Source organism: Cobetia sp. 5-11-6-3 (genome assembly GCF_013374055.1).
GTDB classification, from domain to species: domain Bacteria; phylum Pseudomonadota; class Gammaproteobacteria; order Pseudomonadales; family Halomonadaceae; genus Cobetia; species Cobetia marina.
This window is the reverse complement of record NZ_BLWJ01000009.1, coordinates 66,931-82,236: the sequence shown is the minus strand read 5'-3', so window position 1 is coordinate 82,236 and position 15,306 is coordinate 66,931. Positions and strand designations below refer to the sequence as shown.

The following is a 15,306-nucleotide window of genomic DNA, read 5'->3' as shown; positions in this document are numbered from 1 at the left end:
CGCCGCTGACGCGACCCCCGTGATCGCCATCGCTCGCTCGCAGCTGGCGGTGCATCCGGAGCTCGCCATGCTGGCGGCGCACTTCGGGATCGCCATCCGGGACGATGATGCGTTGCCGGCTCTGCGGCTCGAGGTGGCGCAGGACGAGCAGGGCGTACCGCGGGTCGTGATCGCCGGTGACGAGCGCGAGTACGGCAAACCGCTGCATGTGGATTTCGTCGCTGGTCGGGCGGACCACCGCCGGCGTTTCGGTGGGGGGCGCAATCAGCTGATCGCGCGGGCCTGTGGCCTGAATCGCGGCGCGCTGCCAAGCATCGTCGATGCCACCGCCGGGCTGGGGCGCGATGCCTTCGTGCTGGCAAGTCTCGGATCGCCGGTGCTGATGATCGAGCGTGTCGCCGCGACGGCGGCGATCCTGGTCGATGGCCTGACCCGCGCGCAGGGCTGTGCAGACGACGAGATACGTGAGATCGCGCTACGCATGCAGGCGCTGCAGGGGGATGCCTCGCGTGATCTGGGAGAGCTCGTCGCGCTGTGGGATCAGCCGCCGCAGGTGGTGCATCTGGATCCGATGTACCCGCACCGTGACAAGTCCGCGCTGGTGAAGAAGGAGATGCGGCTCTTCCGTGCCCTGGCGGGGGATGACGCGGATGCGCCGGCCTTGCTGGATTCGGCACTGGAGGTCGCGACCCATCGGGTGGTGGTCAAGCGTCCACGCAAGGCTGAGCCGATCGGCGGCATCGCGCCGAGTCATGTGGTGGAGGAGAAGACCAGCCGCTACGACGTCTACGTCAAGCAGGCGCTGCGCTAGCCGCGAAGGCCGGGTGATGCACCCTGACGTGCATGACCGCTCTGAAGATGACAGGACCCCGCTCGCGTCTGCCGCGAGCGGGGTCCTGTCGTTCATGCGAAGGGATGGCGTGGCACCGTTGTCAGCGTGGTTCGTCAGCCGAGTCAGCATTGTCCTCTGGCGTGTCCGGCGTATCGCGCAGGCGCACATGCTGCAAGCGATGGCGCAATGCCGGGTCGAACAGGTCGCGCCCACGGGTCTGCAGGTCTTCCAGCGCTTCGCCGAAGCACAGACGATTGTCGTCCAGCCAGATGAAGTCCAGCTCCAGCAGGGTATCCAGCAGGCCGCGGAACAGTCGCTTGTCGAAGAACTCGGGCGCGTTGAGGCCCGAGAGCAGCGTCAGCCGCTCTGCCAGCGCGCCGGAGTGGGTCTCGAGGGCTTCGCGATCCAGCGTGCCGCTGCCGTGTTGCAGCAAGGCCGCGATCAGCAGGTAGCCGCGCTCCAGCGTCGGCTGGACCGGCTGGGCCAGCAGCCGCAGCTGCTCGGAGGATTCCTGGCTTGCGACCGGACGCGACCAGCGTTCGGGCGTGTTCTCGGTTGCCGGCTGGTGCTCCAGCAGGCCCTCGTCGCTGAGCAGCGCGAGGGTGGCGGCGATATCGCCTTTCAGCTCCGGGGCTTCCGGCACGAACAGTTCACGTACCAGCACGGGCCAGGCCGGGCTGATCTGCTCATCCAGCGCCTGCAGGGTGTACTGGGCGGTGTTGCGGAAGGCGAAGGCGATCAGCGCCGGCAGCGCCAGCAGATGCAGGACGTTGTTGCGGTACCAGGTCAGCAGGCTGGCCTGTTCCGGTGTGGCGATCACCAGCTCACCGAGGTGCTGGGGGCGCAGGGTGACCAGCCCCAGGTGCGCACAGTGCGCGATCCATTCTTCCGGCGTGCCTTCGGGCAGGCTGTGGTCCTGTCGGCCAGGCAGCTTGCCGGCCAGCCGCACCAGCATGGCCAGCTGGCGCTGCATCAGACTGGACTCGATGGCGTGGTGTGCGGTGGAAAGCAGTACCAGCGCCGACAGCGAGACAGGGTTGAGGGCCGCGGCGGCATTGATGCGCGTGGCGATCTCGTTGCCCAGTCGCGGCACGGCACTGGTCAGCCATTCCGGGCGCCGCTGGTGGCGACTGGCCTGCCACTCGGGAGTGGTCTTGTCCAGCCAGGCCCCCAGCTTGAGCGGCTCGCCAATGTTGAGATAGACCTTGCCGAAGGGCTGCTTGAGCTGCCCCAGCACGCGAATCAGATCCAGCGGCGACTCCTTCTTCTTGCTGGCGCCCGACAGTTCACGCTGATAGCTGAGGCTCTCGAAGACCTTCTCGTAGCCGATGTAGACCGGGACGAAGGCGACCTCGCGGCGCGTGTCACGCAGGAAGGAACGTAGCGTCATCGCCAGCATGCCCGGACGTGGCGGCAACATGCGGCCCGTGCGTGAGCGTCCACCCTCGATGAAGTATTCCACCGGGTGCCCGCGGGTGATCAGCTGGTGGACATATTCATCGAAGACCGCGCCATAGAGGCGATTGTCACGGAAGCTGCGGCGCAGGAAGAAGGCGCCGCCACGCCGGAGGATCGGGCCGATCACCGGCATGTCGAGATTCTTGCCGGCTGCCACGTGCGGCGTCATCAGCCCTTCGTGGAACAGCACGTAGGACAGCAGCAGATAATCGATATGGCTGCGATGGCAGGGCACATAGATCAGCTCGCAGTCCCCGGCGATCGCCTTGACGCGCGACATGCCGCGGATCTCGATGCCGTCATACAGCTTGTGCCACAAGCGCTTGAGGGCGTGAGCCAGGAAGCGCTGCACGGGATAGCCCATGTTGGAGGCGATCTCGCGGCCGTATCTCAACGCGCGCTTCTCGAGACGCGCGGGACGCTGGTTCTGGTCGCGGGCCAGCTCGCTGATCACGTCCTGTACGGCGGGCGCCTTCTGCAGATTGCGGATCATGGTGTGGCGATGCGAGAGGTCCGGCCCCAGCAGTCGGGTGCGCACGCGACGAAAGTGCACGCGCAGCAGACGAGCGATGCGCCGGCGCGCCAGCGCCTGATCCTCGGGACCCTCGCGCAGCACCTCGTGGAGCTTGAGCGGCTGGCCGAAGTGCACATCCACCGAGCGACCATGCACGAGGATGGCGATGGCGCGACGCAATACCCCGGTGACACGCCAGCTGTCAGCGGAGATGAACTTCCAGAAGCCGAATTCCTTGCCCGGCGCACGTCCCCAGAACACGCTGACCGGTACCAGCTGGACCTCGACCTCATCCGGGGCGTTCTCCAGTGCCTCGATCAGCTGCGCGAGTCGTCGGGAGAGCAGGCCCTTGCCCTTGCGTGAGTGACGCAGCAGGCGCAACCGCGAGTGACTCAGGCGCATGTCGCCTATGCTCAAGGGCAGAGTGGGAGACGGCAGGCCACGCCCCTCGCAAAGCTGCTCGATCACCAGTTCATCGGAGAGCGCCTGATAGGGGAAGACGTAGACCACCGGCAGGTCGGGGTCGAGATTCAGGGCACTGTGGTCCAGCGCGTTGATGTCGGGTTCCACCGCGCGCAGCTCCACCCATTTGTCCAGCAGACGGCGGCTGAGGTTGCGCAGAGGGCGCAATAACAGGGTGACGGGCGACATGGCGGAGCCTCGCAGGTGTACTCGAAAAGTTCGATGGTGAGACGCTGTCACAAGCAGGATCGTTTGCGTTGACTCACAGGATGCGGGAGTGGCGATCCGAGGATATCGACGTTGGGTCGCCGCATGCATGATATTGATCATTATACGCATTCTGTTCGATGACGCCGATATCAGCTGTCATTGCCCAGTGCGGGAGCAACGGGAGGCATGTCATGCTCGGGATGTGGCGTTCAGGCAATCGATTTACCCTGCTGCCGGAGGGGGCGCGCTTTCTGCCCAGCATGCTGGAGGCGGTGGAAGGCGCACGTCACTCGATACTGCTCGAACTGTATCTGGCCGAAAGCGGTCACCTCAGTCGGGTCCTGATCGAGGCTTTGAGCGCTGCGTGCCAGCGTGGCGTCAATGTACTGGTGCTGCTGGATGGCTTCGGCTCGCTGGGGCTCGAGGAGGCGGATCGCCAGCGCATGACCGAGGCCGGCATCGCCCTGCGCTTCTACAACCCGATTCGCTGGTGGCGGTTCGGTCGCAACCTGACGCGGGATCACCGCAAGCTGCTGGTCGTGGATGGCGAGGTGGGCTTCACTGGCGGTTTCGGGGCGGTCGATGAGTTTGCCGAGGCCTGGTCAGAAGTGGCGATACGCATCGAGGGGCCCTGTATCCGTGACTGGGTCAGGCTGTTCGCGCGGGTCTGGGATTCCGCTGCCAGCGAGGGGCAGGGGCGTCGTGAGGCCGTGCGCAGCGTCAACATCAATGCGGTCAACGTCGTCACGGGATATCTGGGGATGCGCGGGCGTGTCGTCTGGGGCCATGGATTTCGTTATCAGGCGATTCGCCACTCGCTCCAGCATCAGGCCAGCAGCACCCGCAAGCGGCTGTGGATCTGCACGCCTTACTTCGTGCCGACCTTCAGCATGCGTCGACGCCTCAAGCGGGCGGCTCGGCGCGGCGTCGATGTGCAGCTGTTGATCGCGGGACAGCATCACGACCATCCCGGCGTGCGTTCTGCGGGGCAGCGTTTCTATGCGAGTCTCCTCAAGGCGGGCGTGCGGATCCATGAATTCCAGCCGCGCTTCCTGCATGCCAAGTTCTCGCTGGCGGATGACTGGGTCACGCTGGGGTCATGCAACTTCGATCACTGGAGCCTGCAATGGAATCTGGAGGCCAATCAGGAGGTGCAGGACCATCGCTTCGCGGCGGAGGTGGCGGCGCTGTTCGAGCAGCATTTCGCGCGCAGCGTCGAGATCACCCGGGCTGCCTGGCAGCGACGCTCTCTGGCGCAACGCTGTCGCGAGTGGGGCTATGGCACCCTGGATAGCCTGGTGACGCGGCTGCGCTAGCCAGTTCACGGATGTCAGACACTGCTTCGTGACACGACAACGCCGGACGACCCCAAGGGGCGTCCGGCGTTGTCGTGTCTGGCGCTGCACGGCGCAAAGAGGGGGATGGCGGGGGCTCAGCGCTTCTTGCCGCCACCCTTGCCAGCAGGCTTCTTCGCGCCGCCCTTGCCACTGCCCTTGCCGCCCGCATGCTTGCCACGCGGAATGCCCGCGGCGCCCGGCGTTGCGGCTCCCTTGCGGCGCGGTGATGGCTTGGGGCTTTCCGGCGGCACGCGATAGAGCAGATAGAGATCCAGCAGTAGTTCCGGCAGCTGGTTGACGAAGCGCTGGGCACCGACGGGGTCGGCGATCAGCTCGCCGATCTCCGGGTCTTCATCGTCGAATACGCCCGAGATGGCCATGAAGGGCAGCAGCAGCTCGGCCGCGGTCTCTTCCTGGGTCCCGAACCAGGCTTCCTCGTCCATGAAGACACCTTCCATGAAGCCTGCACACCAGTCACCGATCGGCGTCTCGACGGGGTCGAGGCCACCGAGTTCCAGCTCGAACAGCAGCTCAGGCAGGATGCCGTGCTCGAGGGCGTCGATGGCATTGGCGCGCATCTGCTCGAACAGCGCGACCACCTGGGCTTCCTGCTCGGGGCTTTCATAGGCGGGCTGCCCCTGGAACAGCTCCGGCAGCCACAGGCTGGAAGGCACTTCGCGTGGTGCGATGGCCAGTGCCAGCATGAAGCCATGCGCGCTGATGATGTCGAGGGCTTCCGGGCCGACCAGGTCGGATTCAAGGAACTCATCGAGGATGTCGAGGGATTCATCATCCAGCAACGGCTGGGTCTGGACAGGCTCGGCCATGGGGAAGGTCTCACATGCGGGATAGAAGTCGGGCAGGGCGTCGCGGCCACTGCGAATGTGGCTAGTGTATCATCTCGTGGCAAGGGTTTTCGTTGCCACGAAAGCCCCTGAATCGTCGAATTCTCCACTTTCTTCAGCGGTTGCCGTTCACCTCGATCGTCTGGCATCAAGGGGTCGTCTCATGTCTTGTTCCCGTGTCGCGCACGCCGTGGATGGCAGTGTCGTCAGTCGATATCGCTTTCCCGTCGACCATGTACTGGCGTGTCTCGGTGATGCGGTCGCCGACCCCCTGCCGTTGGCCGATGAGCAGACACTGGATGCCCTCAGCGAGCCGCAACTGCATGCCATGCTGCAATCCCGTGTGCTGGCCTGTCTGGCGCGCGCACGTGCGCACTATCCCGAGATGCGCATGCCCGCCGTGTCCTGTCGTCTCAGAGGACGCACTGCCGGGACAGCCGAACCGGCGCGCCAGCGCCTGCGCTTCAACTGGCAATTGCTGTGCGAGAACCGCCATCACTTCCTGAGCCAGACCGTCCCTCATGAGGTGGCGCACTGGGTGGTGATGGAAGTGGTGGAGCGCGCGCGCGGCCAGCGGGTCAAGCCGCATGGCCCGGAGTGGCAGCAGGTCATGACGAATCTCTATGGTGTCGCACCTGAGGTGACCCACCGCATGGATGTTTCCCGCGCGAGTCCGATGCCCTGGGCCTACGGATGCGATTGCGAGACACCGCACTATCTGAGTCATCGTCGACATGCCAATGCGCTTCGTGGGCAGCGTTACCGATGCCGGCAGTGCGGGAAAGCGCTCAAGGGGCCATTGAGCGATTCCTGATGCCTGCCATCGCCTTCCGTGCTGTCCTGCCTCCCGTTTTCAATGCCGCCGTGGCGCGCTCAGTCCCTCTGGAGTGCGGGTTTTCTGCGGCGAAAGTCGCTGTGACCTTGGTGTTATTTGTTGATAAATAGTTGAAATTATTGGGAAAAAATTGTCTACCAAGGTCTAGTGTGTGGCCCCCCCATGCTTGGGTTTAAGCTGAAACGGACTAGCCATGACTCGTCCGCAGCGTACCCGTGTCGTATGAGGCAGCCCGAGGCGTGTCGCCCGCCAACTTCCAGAGGTCGAACAACAATGAGCGAAGATGCCAAGGTTCACCCGGTCAAGCCTGATGTTGCCGCCCGTGCATGGGTAGATCGTGAGCGCTATCAGGCCATGTATCAGCAGTCTGTCGAGGCACCCGAGGATTTCTGGGCCGAGCAGGCGCAGTCGCTGGACTGGTTCAAGGCGCCCTCGGTGATACGCAGTACCGACTTCGGCCCTGAGAATGTCGATGTGCGCTGGTTCGAGGATGGTCAGCTCAACGTGGCCCACAACTGTCTGGATCGTCATCTCCAGGAGCGTGGCGACCAGGTGGCGATCATCTGGGAAGGGGATGACCCCAGTGAGTCCCAGTCGATCACCTATCGCGAGCTGCATGCGCGCGTCAGCCAGTTCGCCAATGGCCTCAAGGAACTGGGCGTGGGGCGTGGTGACGTGGTCACCCTGTACATGCCGATGATCCCCGAAGCGGCCATGGCGATGCTGGCCTGTACCCGTATCGGTGCGGTGCACTCGGTGGTCTTCGGGGGCTTCTCGCCGGACGCGCTGGCAGGACGGATCGCCGATTCCAGCTCGCGTATCGTGATCACCGCCGATGAATCGCTGCGCGGTGGCAAGCGAGTGCCGCTCAAGGAGAATGTCGACGATGCGCTGGAGCGCGATGGCACCGGCTGCGTCGACCACGTGCTGGTGGTGCGGCGTACCGGGGGTGACGTGCACTGGGGGAGTCGTGATCTGTGGTTCCACGAGCTGGTCGACCGTCAGTCCAGCGACTGCCCGGCAGAAGCGATGGGCGCGGAAGACCCGCTGTTCATTCTCTACACCTCCGGCTCCACCGGCACGCCCAAGGGGCTGAAGCACACCACGGGCGGCTATCTGCTCTATGCGGCCATGACCCATCGTTACGTCTTCGACTACCACGATGGCGACATCTACTGGTGCACGGCGGATGTAGGCTGGGTGACAGGGCACAGCTACATCGTCTATGGACCGCTGGCCAACGGCGCGACCACGCTGATGTTCGAGGGGGTGCCCAGCTATCCGACTCACGGGCGCATGGGGGAGATCGTCGACAAGCATCAGGTCAATATTCTCTACACGGCCCCGACTGCCGTGCGCGCGCTGATGGCACACGGCGATGGCGTGATGGACTCCAGTTCCCGCGACAGCCTGCGCCTGCTCGGCTCGGTGGGTGAGCCGATCAATCCTGAGGCATGGGAGTGGTTCCACCGCGTGATCGGCAAGGGCAACTGCCCGCTGGTGGATACCTGGTGGCAGACCGAGACCGGCGGCATCATGATCGCGCCGCTGCCGGGTGCCACGGATCTCAAGCCGGGTTCCGCCACCTTGCCGTTCTTCGGCGTGCAGCCGGCGCTGGTCGACAACGAGGGCAACATTCTCGAGGGAGCCACCGAAGGCAATCTGGTGATTCTCGACAGCTGGCCCGGGCAGGCTCGCTCCATCTGGGGCAACCACGAGCGTTACGTGCAGACCTATTTCTCCACCTATGCCGGCATGTACTTCACCGGCGATGGCTGCCGCCGTGACGAGGATGGGTATTACTGGATCACTGGACGCGTCGACGACGTGCTCAACGTTTCCGGGCACCGCATGGGCACGGCCGAGATCGAGTCCTCGCTGGTCGCGCATGAGGCGGTCGCCGAAGCCGCGGTGGTCGGTTATCCCCACGACATCAAGGGGCAGGGTATCTACATCTACGTGACGCTCAATGATGGCATCGAGCCAAGCGATGAGCTCAAGAAGACCCTGACCCAGTGGGTGCGCAAGGACATCGGGCCGATCGCGTCACCTGATGTCATCCAGTGGGCACCGGGACTGCCCAAGACGCGTTCCGGCAAGATCATGCGGCGTATCCTGCGCAAGATCGCCGCCAACGAGACCGACGGTCTTGGGGATACCTCGACGCTGGCGGACCCGACGGTGGTGGATGATCTGATCGAGCATCGCGCCAACCGCTGAACTCGTCGGATGGCGGCCATGCAGGCCTGACGAGATACGTCGCGACATCGAAGCGCGGGAGCCTGGCTCCCGCGTTTTTTTCGTGTGCGTCCGGGTCATGCGCTCCTGTTTCGTGGGTGCCTGTTTCGTGAGTGTCTGTCTCGTGCACATCCTGGCCGTGTCTGAAGCAGGAAAGGTTGGCCATCGATGAGCGGCTGACTTGATAATGATGCGACAACCCGCATGCGACAGGTGGGCCTGATGGCCTCCCTGAGCATTTCCTCATTCACTTCATGATCAAGGCAGCCCCCATGTCAGCAGGCAAGTCGGATGCATCCTGCGCCACGTCTCAGCCCGCCACTTCCTCACAGGTTGCATCATCGTCATCCACCGAGGGCGAGAACCGTCCACGCGCTGTCGTGCTGATGTGCCTGTCGGCGATCTCCTTCGCGTTGATGGGGGCGATGGTCAAGTTGAGCGGTGACTTGCCGCTGTTCGAGAAGGTCTTCGTGCGCAATCTCGTAAGCCTGGTGGTTGCCGTCGTGATGGTACGCATGGCGGGTGCGCGTCTGCTGGGACACTGGCACCATCAGCCGTTGCTGCTGGCGCGCTCGCTGATCGGGCTTGGCGGCGTGATGAGCTTTTTCTACGCCATCGATCACCTGCTGCTTGCGGATGCGACTATCCTAAACAAGCTGTCGCCGTTTTTCGTGATGCTGTTTGCCGGCATGTTTCTGGCAGAGCGCCTGGGCGGCTGGCGGCTGGTAGGCATGCTGATTGCCTTCGTGGGGGCGACTCTGGTCATCAAGCCGCAGCTGGCGTTCGCCGAGGGAGGTGTGGAGGCACTGTTTCCGGCGCTGGTCGGATTGGGCTCGGCCATGTTGGCCGGCGCTGCCTACACGCTGATTCGGGCGCTGCGAGGGCGTGAGGCTTCCGCGACAATCGTGTTACATTTCTCGCTGGTCTCCAGCATCGTCACCCTGGTGCCGATGCTGATGAATCCGGTGATGCCCAGTGCGCCGCAGGCACTGGCCCTGTTGGGGATCGGGGTCTTCGCGGCCGGTGGCCAGATCCTGATGACCACGGCCTATCGGCTGGCGCCCGCGGGGGAAGTGTCGATCTATTCCTATCTCACCATCGTGTTCTCCGCATTGGCCGGCTGGGCGATCTGGGGAGAAGTGCCGGACGCTGCCAGCCTCATGGGTTTCCTGCTGATTGCCGGTGTGGCACTGGTCGGTTGGCATGCGAGTCGCGTTGCGGTTAGGGTGGTCTGACTCTCCATCCGCAGGATGCTGTCAGAATTCACTTGTGCATTGTCCACTCATCATTGGGCAATCCGTGCGATACTCGTGTTCCCCGAGCGAAACATCAGTATGTCTCCCGATGGTGGGCTGCTTTGTTAAACGCGCGTTCCATGGGGTAACATGCCAGAAAATAACGGCGATCATTGACCGGCCAGGAAGGTCGGTGATGATCACCATCGGGGTTTTGGAGGAGACTCAATGGCCTTTGCCCAGAAGTTCATCGTTGCAGACGATCATCCGCTCTTTCGTGCCGCACTGACGCAGGCACTCAGGCAAGTGGCCTCACAGGCAGAGATTGTCGAAGCCGACAGCATGGACGCGACCAACGATATCGTTGCCCGCCACCCCGATGCTGATCTGATCCTGCTGGACCTGCACATGCCGGGAGCCCATGGCTTCTCAGGCCTGATCCAGCTGCGTGGTCAGACGCCGGATATCCCGGTCGCCGTCGTATCCGGTAGCGAGGAGCCCTACGTGGTGCGCCGCGCCATCGATTATGGCGCTTCCGGTTTCATCCCCAAGTCCGCAAGTCTGGATGTGATCGCCGAGGCGATCGGCGAGATTCTCGAAGGCGAAGTCTGGCTGCCGACGGATATCGCCGAAGCCATGGGCGAGTCCAGCGAAGATGAGTCCCGCTTTGCCGAAGCGATCGCCTCGCTGACGCCACAGCAGTTCCGCGTGCTCAACATGCTGACGGAAGGCCTGCTCAACAAGCAGATCGCCTATGAGCTGAATGTGTCCGAGGCCACCATCAAGGCGCACGTGACCGCCATTCTGCGCAAGCTTGGCGTGCATTCCCGCACCCAGGCCGTCATCGCGGCGCAGCGTCTGGAAGTCGAGCCGCCGAAGGTTCGCTCCTGAAGTGGCTGTGATTGACGGGATGATGCATCCCGTTCGATGAGCATGATCCTGCTTCGGAAAGACAAAAGCCCGCCCTGTCACTGACAGGGCGGGCTTTTTGCGGATACAGCGCCTGCTCGTTCACAGGCGCTGCGCGATTCACCCGCGATCAGCCATCGCCGTTCTCCGGGGCTCCGCCTGTCTCATCCGAGGTACCGCTGGCATGCTTCTCGGCACGATTGGCCTGCAGGGTACGCGTCAGCAGTGCGCGCAGCGCCGCCGGACGCACCGGCTTGAGCAGCAGGTGATAGCCGGCACGGCGTACCTCCTCGGCGACTTCGTCAGTGCGATCCGCGGTGATGACGATGCCGGGCACGGAGCCTGCCAGGCGTTCATCCAGAGCATCCAGCGCCATCAGACCGGTCACTTCATTGTCGAGGTGATAATCGGCGAGGATGGCATCCGGATCACCATCCAGATTGCGAATCACGGATTTGGCACCACCGATGGACGTGGCGGTGAAGACTTCGCAGCCCCAGCCGGACAGCATCGCCTTCATGCCTTCCAGAATCAGGCTCTCGTTGTCGATGCACAGCACGCGGGTGCCGGTCAGCTTGTTGCCGGCGCGCTTGCGGGCCGGGACGGCATCCGGCTGTTCAGCGGCCGGCAGTGTCTTGCTGATCGGGACGCTGACCGCGAAGACCGTCCCCACACCGACCCAGCTGCGCACCGTGATCGGGTGATCGAGCACGCGACTCATGCGCTCGGCGATCGACAGGCCCAGCCCCAGCCCCTTCTCGCTCTCCTTGTGACGCTCGCTCTGATCGAGACGCCGAAATTCCTGGAAGATCTCGGTCAGCTTGGACTCGGGGATGCCGGGGCCGGTGTCCCAGACTTCGATGCGAATGCGATCCCCCAGGCGGCGACAGCCCAGCAGTACGTGGCCCTGACGGGTGTAACGCACGGCGTTGGACAGGAAGTTCTGCACGATGCGCCGCAGCATCTGGCCGTCAGAATCCACCGCCAGCTGGGTCATCACCACCTTCAGGTCCAGCCCTCGGTCTTCCGCCATCACCTCGAACTCGGCCTTCAGCGGCTTGAGAATATCCGACAGGCGGAACACGCTGCGGCGTGGCGCCAGCGCGCCGGCATCGAGCTTGGAGATGTCGAGCAGGGTGCTGAGCAGCTCCTCGGCGGCCTGCAGCGAGTTGTCGATGTGATTGGTGGTGGTCTTCATCTCGCCTTCCACCTGCTGGGCGAGAGCGGAGGTGAACAGACGTGCGGCATTCAGGGGTTGCAGCAGGTCATGACTGGCCGCGGCCAGAAAGCGCGTCTTGGAGGCGTTGGCATCCTCGGCCAGCTGCTTGGCCTGACGCAGTGCCTGCTCGGCTTCCGCACGTACACGGTTCTCGGTACGCAATGCCTCGTTGACCTGTGACAGCTCCTGGGTACGCACGCGAACGCGTTCTTCCAGATTCTCGTTGGTTTCCTTGAGGGCAATCTCGGCCAGGCGGCGTTCGGTGATGTCCTGATAGAGCGCAAAGAAGCCGAGGATGTTGCCCTTGCCGCTGAAGTGCGGCGTATAGGTCACCAGCATGTAACGCACACCGCCCTCGGGGGCTTCCAGCGAGATCTCGAAGGAAACGCGCTCCCCCGCCAGGGCGCGCGTCATCCAGGGGGCGCGCTGGCGATAGATGTCTTCAGGCATCGCCGCCTCGGCCGGCTCGCCGATGACGGCGGTACGGTCGATGCCCATCACTGCTTCATAGGCGCGGTTGGTGAAGAGGTAACGACACTCCTTGTCGAAGTAGGCGATCAGCGCCGGCACATTGTCGGTGTAGATGCGGATGTTGTTTTCCGAGCGGATCAACGCCTCTTCGGTGCGCTTCTGCTGGGTGATGTCCTGGTAGGTATAGACGAAGCCGCCGCCGGGCATCGGGTTGCCCTGGATCTCCATCACGGTGCCGTCCTGGCGATAGCGCACGTAGCGATGCGGCTCGCCGTCACGGATGGCGTCCAGCAGCTGATCGACATGCTCTTCCGGGTCGCCCGGACCATATTCACCATTGTGCGCGTTGTAGCGGAAGATGCGATCAATCGGGGCGCCGACACGGATCAGGTTGTCAGGGAAGCGGAACATGTCCAGATAGCGCTGATTCCACACCACCAGGCGCATGTGCTGGTCGACGACGCTGATGCCCTGGTGGATGTTCTCGATGGTGGCCTGCAGCAGGGCGCGGTTGAATTCCAGCACCTGTGAGGCTTCATCGACGATGGAGATGACATCCGAGATACCGATGCCGCGCCCCTGCAGGGCGGAGTTGACCACGATCCGTGCCGAGGAGGCACCGAGCACGGAAGCCAGGAAGCGCTCGGTGAACTGGATCAGGTCGATTGACGCGCGCCCGTGGAGTTCCAGCGGCTGGCCGCTGCGGCGTGCGTAATCTTCGAAGGCGCGTTCGACCTGCTCATGGCTCAGGAAGCGCTCACAGAGTACGCGCAGGTCCGAGACGGAGGTAGAGCCGGTCCACGGGCGCGAGACGCTGGTCTGACGCGTCTCGACGCTATCGACGAACAAGGATGCCTGGATGCGCTCGACCACGCGTTGCGGCGTCATCTGCGAGACGAAGATATAGCCGAACAGGTTGAGGCCGAGAGACAGCATCACGCCGTGGGTCAGCGGGTCACTGAAGCGGAAGCCGAACAGGCCATGCGGCGAGAGCCAGTCGATGCCGAGCGGACCGTAATTGACCATGTCGGCGGGCATCAGGCCTGCCTGGGCCAGTGCCGGAACCAGCAGGGTCCAGGCCCAGACGGCGAAGCCGAGGTTGAGGCCGACGATGACCCCCAGGCGATTGCCACGCTTCCAGTAGAGCCCGCCCAGCAGAGAGGGCGCGAACTGGGCCACGGCGGCGAATGACAGCAGCCCGATGGCTGACAGCGTGCTGTATTCGGCGATCAGAAGATAGAAGCCGTAGGCCAGGCCGAGAATCATCACGATGGTCAGGCGGCGGGCCAGCAGCACGATATGACTGTAGTCGCGGGCTTCGGTATCGAACCAGCGCAAACGGAACAGCAGCGGGATGACGATCTCGTTGGAGATCATGATCGAGACCGCGACCGCCGCGACGATGACCATGCCGGTCGCGGCCGAGAAGCCCCCGATGAAGGTCAGCAGGGTCAACCAGGTCTGATCTGCCGCCATCGGCAGTGCCAGCACGAAGCTGTCCGGTGACACCGAGCCATCCGGGAACATCGTCAGGCCGGCGGCGGCGATGGGCAGCACGAAGAAGGAGATGGCGATCAGATAGATCGGGAACAGCCAGCGGGCGCGGCGGGCATCCGAGTGGTGGGTGTTCTCGACCACCGCGACATGGAACTGGCGCGGCAGGCAGAAGATGGCCAGCATCGCCAGCAATGTCTGGGCCCAGAAGCCGGAGCCGAAGGTCTGGTTCTCGAGCTGTTGCTGGAGCTCCAGATAGGTGTCCGCCTTGGTGAAAAGATCCCCCAGGCCATTGAACATGCCCCAGGTGACATAGGCGCCCAGCGTCAAAAAGGCGATCAGCTTGACCAGAGATTCGAAGGCGATGGCCTGCAACAGGCCGACATGGTGCTCGGTGGCATCGGTATGCCGCGTGCCGAACAGGATGGCGAATATCGCCATCACCGCCGCGACATAGAAGGCGGTATCCCCCAGCCAGGCAGTGCGCGTGACGTCACTGGTGTCGGTCAGTACCTGATAGGCACTCGACACCGCCTTCAGCTGCAGAGCGATGTAGGGCAGGGTGCCGACCAGTGCCACCAGCGAGGCAAACACGGCCAGTGACTGCGTCTTGCCGTAGCGCGAGGCGATGAAATCGGCGATCGAGGTGATGTTCTGTCGCTTGGCGACGCGAATCATCTTCAAGAGGATCGGCCAGAACAGCAGACAGGTCAGGATCGGCCCGATGAAGATGCTCAGGTAGCTCCAGCCACTGGTCGCGGCCTGGCCGACACTGCCGTAAAAGGTCCAGCTGGTGCAGTAGACCGCAAGCCCCAGACTGTAGACTGCCGGTCGGCGACTGGCCGACCCGTGCTTCTTGGCGTTGCGATCCCCTCGCCACGCAATCATGAACAGTACCGCGATATAGCCCAGCGCCACTGCGATTAGCCACCACCCCTGGAACATGTTGCTCTCCTCTCTGGAAGCGCCATTCTACGCAGGCCCGGCCATGAGTCCCAAGCCTTGCAGGCCGCTCGGGGCTTCCTCCTGGCCATCAGACGACAAGATGTCTGCTCTCGCTCGTCCGTTCTCACCCGGCCTGAGGTGTCTCCGGCAGAAAATTGCGCCGCTTTCTTTCAGTGACATGACGAAAGAGCGGGGCCGTCTCGCCATCATTGCCGACGCGTCATGAGAGTGTTTCGTTACTCATTTGGCCAATAGACCAAGGGAGTGCGTCTTTAGTTTATCTTTCAAGTATCTGTTATTTA

General features: G+C 63.5%; 9 protein-coding genes. 6 read left to right on the top strand and 3 right to left on the bottom strand.

Annotation, left to right across the window (positions count from 1 at the left end; all coding sequences use genetic code 11):
* The first annotated feature begins 67 nt into the window (after window positions 1-67).
* On the top strand, window positions 68-811 hold the full coding sequence (locus tag HXS66_RS14670; protein ID WP_084209594.1) for a class I SAM-dependent methyltransferase: 744 nt from the start codon (window positions 68-70) through the stop codon (window positions 809-811).
* A 121-nt stretch (window positions 812-932) separates the two neighbouring features.
* Here HXS66_RS14670 and plsB read toward each other — a convergent pair whose 3' ends face one another.
* Window positions 933-3,455 carry a glycerol-3-phosphate 1-O-acyltransferase PlsB gene (gene plsB / locus HXS66_RS14665; protein ID WP_176503942.1) on the bottom strand — a complete coding sequence of 841 codons (2,523 nt, stop codon included), beginning with the start codon at window positions 3,453-3,455 and terminating at the stop codon, window positions 933-935.
* 212 nt (window positions 3,456-3,667) lie between these two features.
* On the opposite strand from plsB, the gene HXS66_RS14660 reads away from it, so the two are divergent.
* Entirely contained in the window at window positions 3,668-4,792 is a 1,125-nt protein-coding gene (locus HXS66_RS14660; RefSeq protein ID WP_084207890.1) for a phosphatidylserine/phosphatidylglycerophosphate/cardiolipin synthase family protein, read from the top strand.
* Between the two features lie 116 nt (window positions 4,793-4,908).
* Here HXS66_RS14660 and HXS66_RS14655 read toward each other — a convergent pair whose 3' ends face one another.
* Window positions 4,909-5,640 carry a YecA family protein gene (locus HXS66_RS14655; protein WP_077380132.1) on the bottom strand — a complete coding sequence of 244 codons (732 nt, stop codon included), beginning with the start codon at window positions 5,638-5,640 and terminating at the stop codon, window positions 4,909-4,911.
* Window positions 5,641-5,821: 181 nt separating this feature from the next.
* Here HXS66_RS14655 and HXS66_RS14650 point away from each other — a divergent pair, with 181 nt between their 5' ends.
* The 4 genes from HXS66_RS14650 (at window position 5,822) to HXS66_RS14635 (ending at window position 10,857) form a co-directional block, all read left to right on the top strand.
* Window positions 5,822-6,472 (top strand): SprT-like domain-containing protein, encoded by a 651-nt coding sequence (locus HXS66_RS14650; protein ID WP_167592963.1) that lies wholly within the window; start codon window positions 5,822-5,824, stop codon window positions 6,470-6,472.
* 294 nt (window positions 6,473-6,766) lie between these two features.
* A complete protein-coding gene (gene acs / locus HXS66_RS14645) occupies window positions 6,767-8,713 on the top strand; it encodes an acetate--CoA ligase (RefSeq protein WP_176503941.1) in 1,947 nt (648 codons plus the stop codon).
* A 290-nt stretch (window positions 8,714-9,003) separates the two neighbouring features.
* On the top strand, window positions 9,004-9,966 hold the full coding sequence (locus HXS66_RS14640) for a DMT family transporter (protein WP_240704366.1): 963 nt from the start codon (window positions 9,004-9,006) through the stop codon (window positions 9,964-9,966).
* A gap of 228 nt (window positions 9,967-10,194) precedes the next feature.
* A complete protein-coding gene (locus HXS66_RS14635) occupies window positions 10,195-10,857 on the top strand; it encodes a response regulator transcription factor (RefSeq protein WP_077380128.1) in 663 nt (220 codons plus the stop codon).
* Window positions 10,858-11,005: 148 nt separating this feature from the next.
* On the opposite strand, the gene HXS66_RS14630 is transcribed toward HXS66_RS14635, so the two are convergent.
* Complete coding sequence (locus tag HXS66_RS14630; protein WP_077380126.1) at window positions 11,006-15,004, bottom strand: NahK/ErcS family hybrid sensor histidine kinase/response regulator; 3,999 nt, start codon at window positions 15,002-15,004, stop codon at window positions 11,006-11,008.
* Window positions 15,005-15,306 lie beyond the last annotated feature (302 nt).

Bases quoted from the DNA above. Each gene is read 5' to 3' on its own strand.
- HXS66_RS14635 (WP_077380128.1), top strand. From the start codon at position 10,195: ATGGCCTTTGCCCAGAAGTTCATCGTTGCAGACGATCATCCGCTCTTT.
- HXS66_RS14650 (WP_167592963.1), top strand. From the start codon at position 5,822: ATGTCTTGTTCCCGTGTCGCGCACGCCGTGGATGGCAGTGTCGTCAGT.
- HXS66_RS14630 (WP_077380126.1), bottom strand. From the start codon at position 15,004: ATGTTCCAGGGGTGGTGGCTAATCGCAGTGGCGCTGGGCTATATCGCG.
- plsB (WP_176503942.1), bottom strand. From the start codon at position 3,455: ATGTCGCCCGTCACCCTGTTATTGCGCCCTCTGCGCAACCTCAGCCGC.
- acs (WP_176503941.1), top strand. From the start codon at position 6,767: ATGAGCGAAGATGCCAAGGTTCACCCGGTCAAGCCTGATGTTGCCGCC.
- HXS66_RS14660 (WP_084207890.1), top strand. From the start codon at position 3,668: ATGCTCGGGATGTGGCGTTCAGGCAATCGATTTACCCTGCTGCCGGAG.
- HXS66_RS14670 (WP_084209594.1), top strand. From the start codon at position 68: ATGCTGGCGGCGCACTTCGGGATCGCCATCCGGGACGATGATGCGTTG.
- HXS66_RS14655 (WP_077380132.1), bottom strand. From the start codon at position 5,640: ATGGCCGAGCCTGTCCAGACCCAGCCGTTGCTGGATGATGAATCCCTC.
- HXS66_RS14640 (WP_240704366.1), top strand. From the start codon at position 9,004: ATGTCAGCAGGCAAGTCGGATGCATCCTGCGCCACGTCTCAGCCCGCC.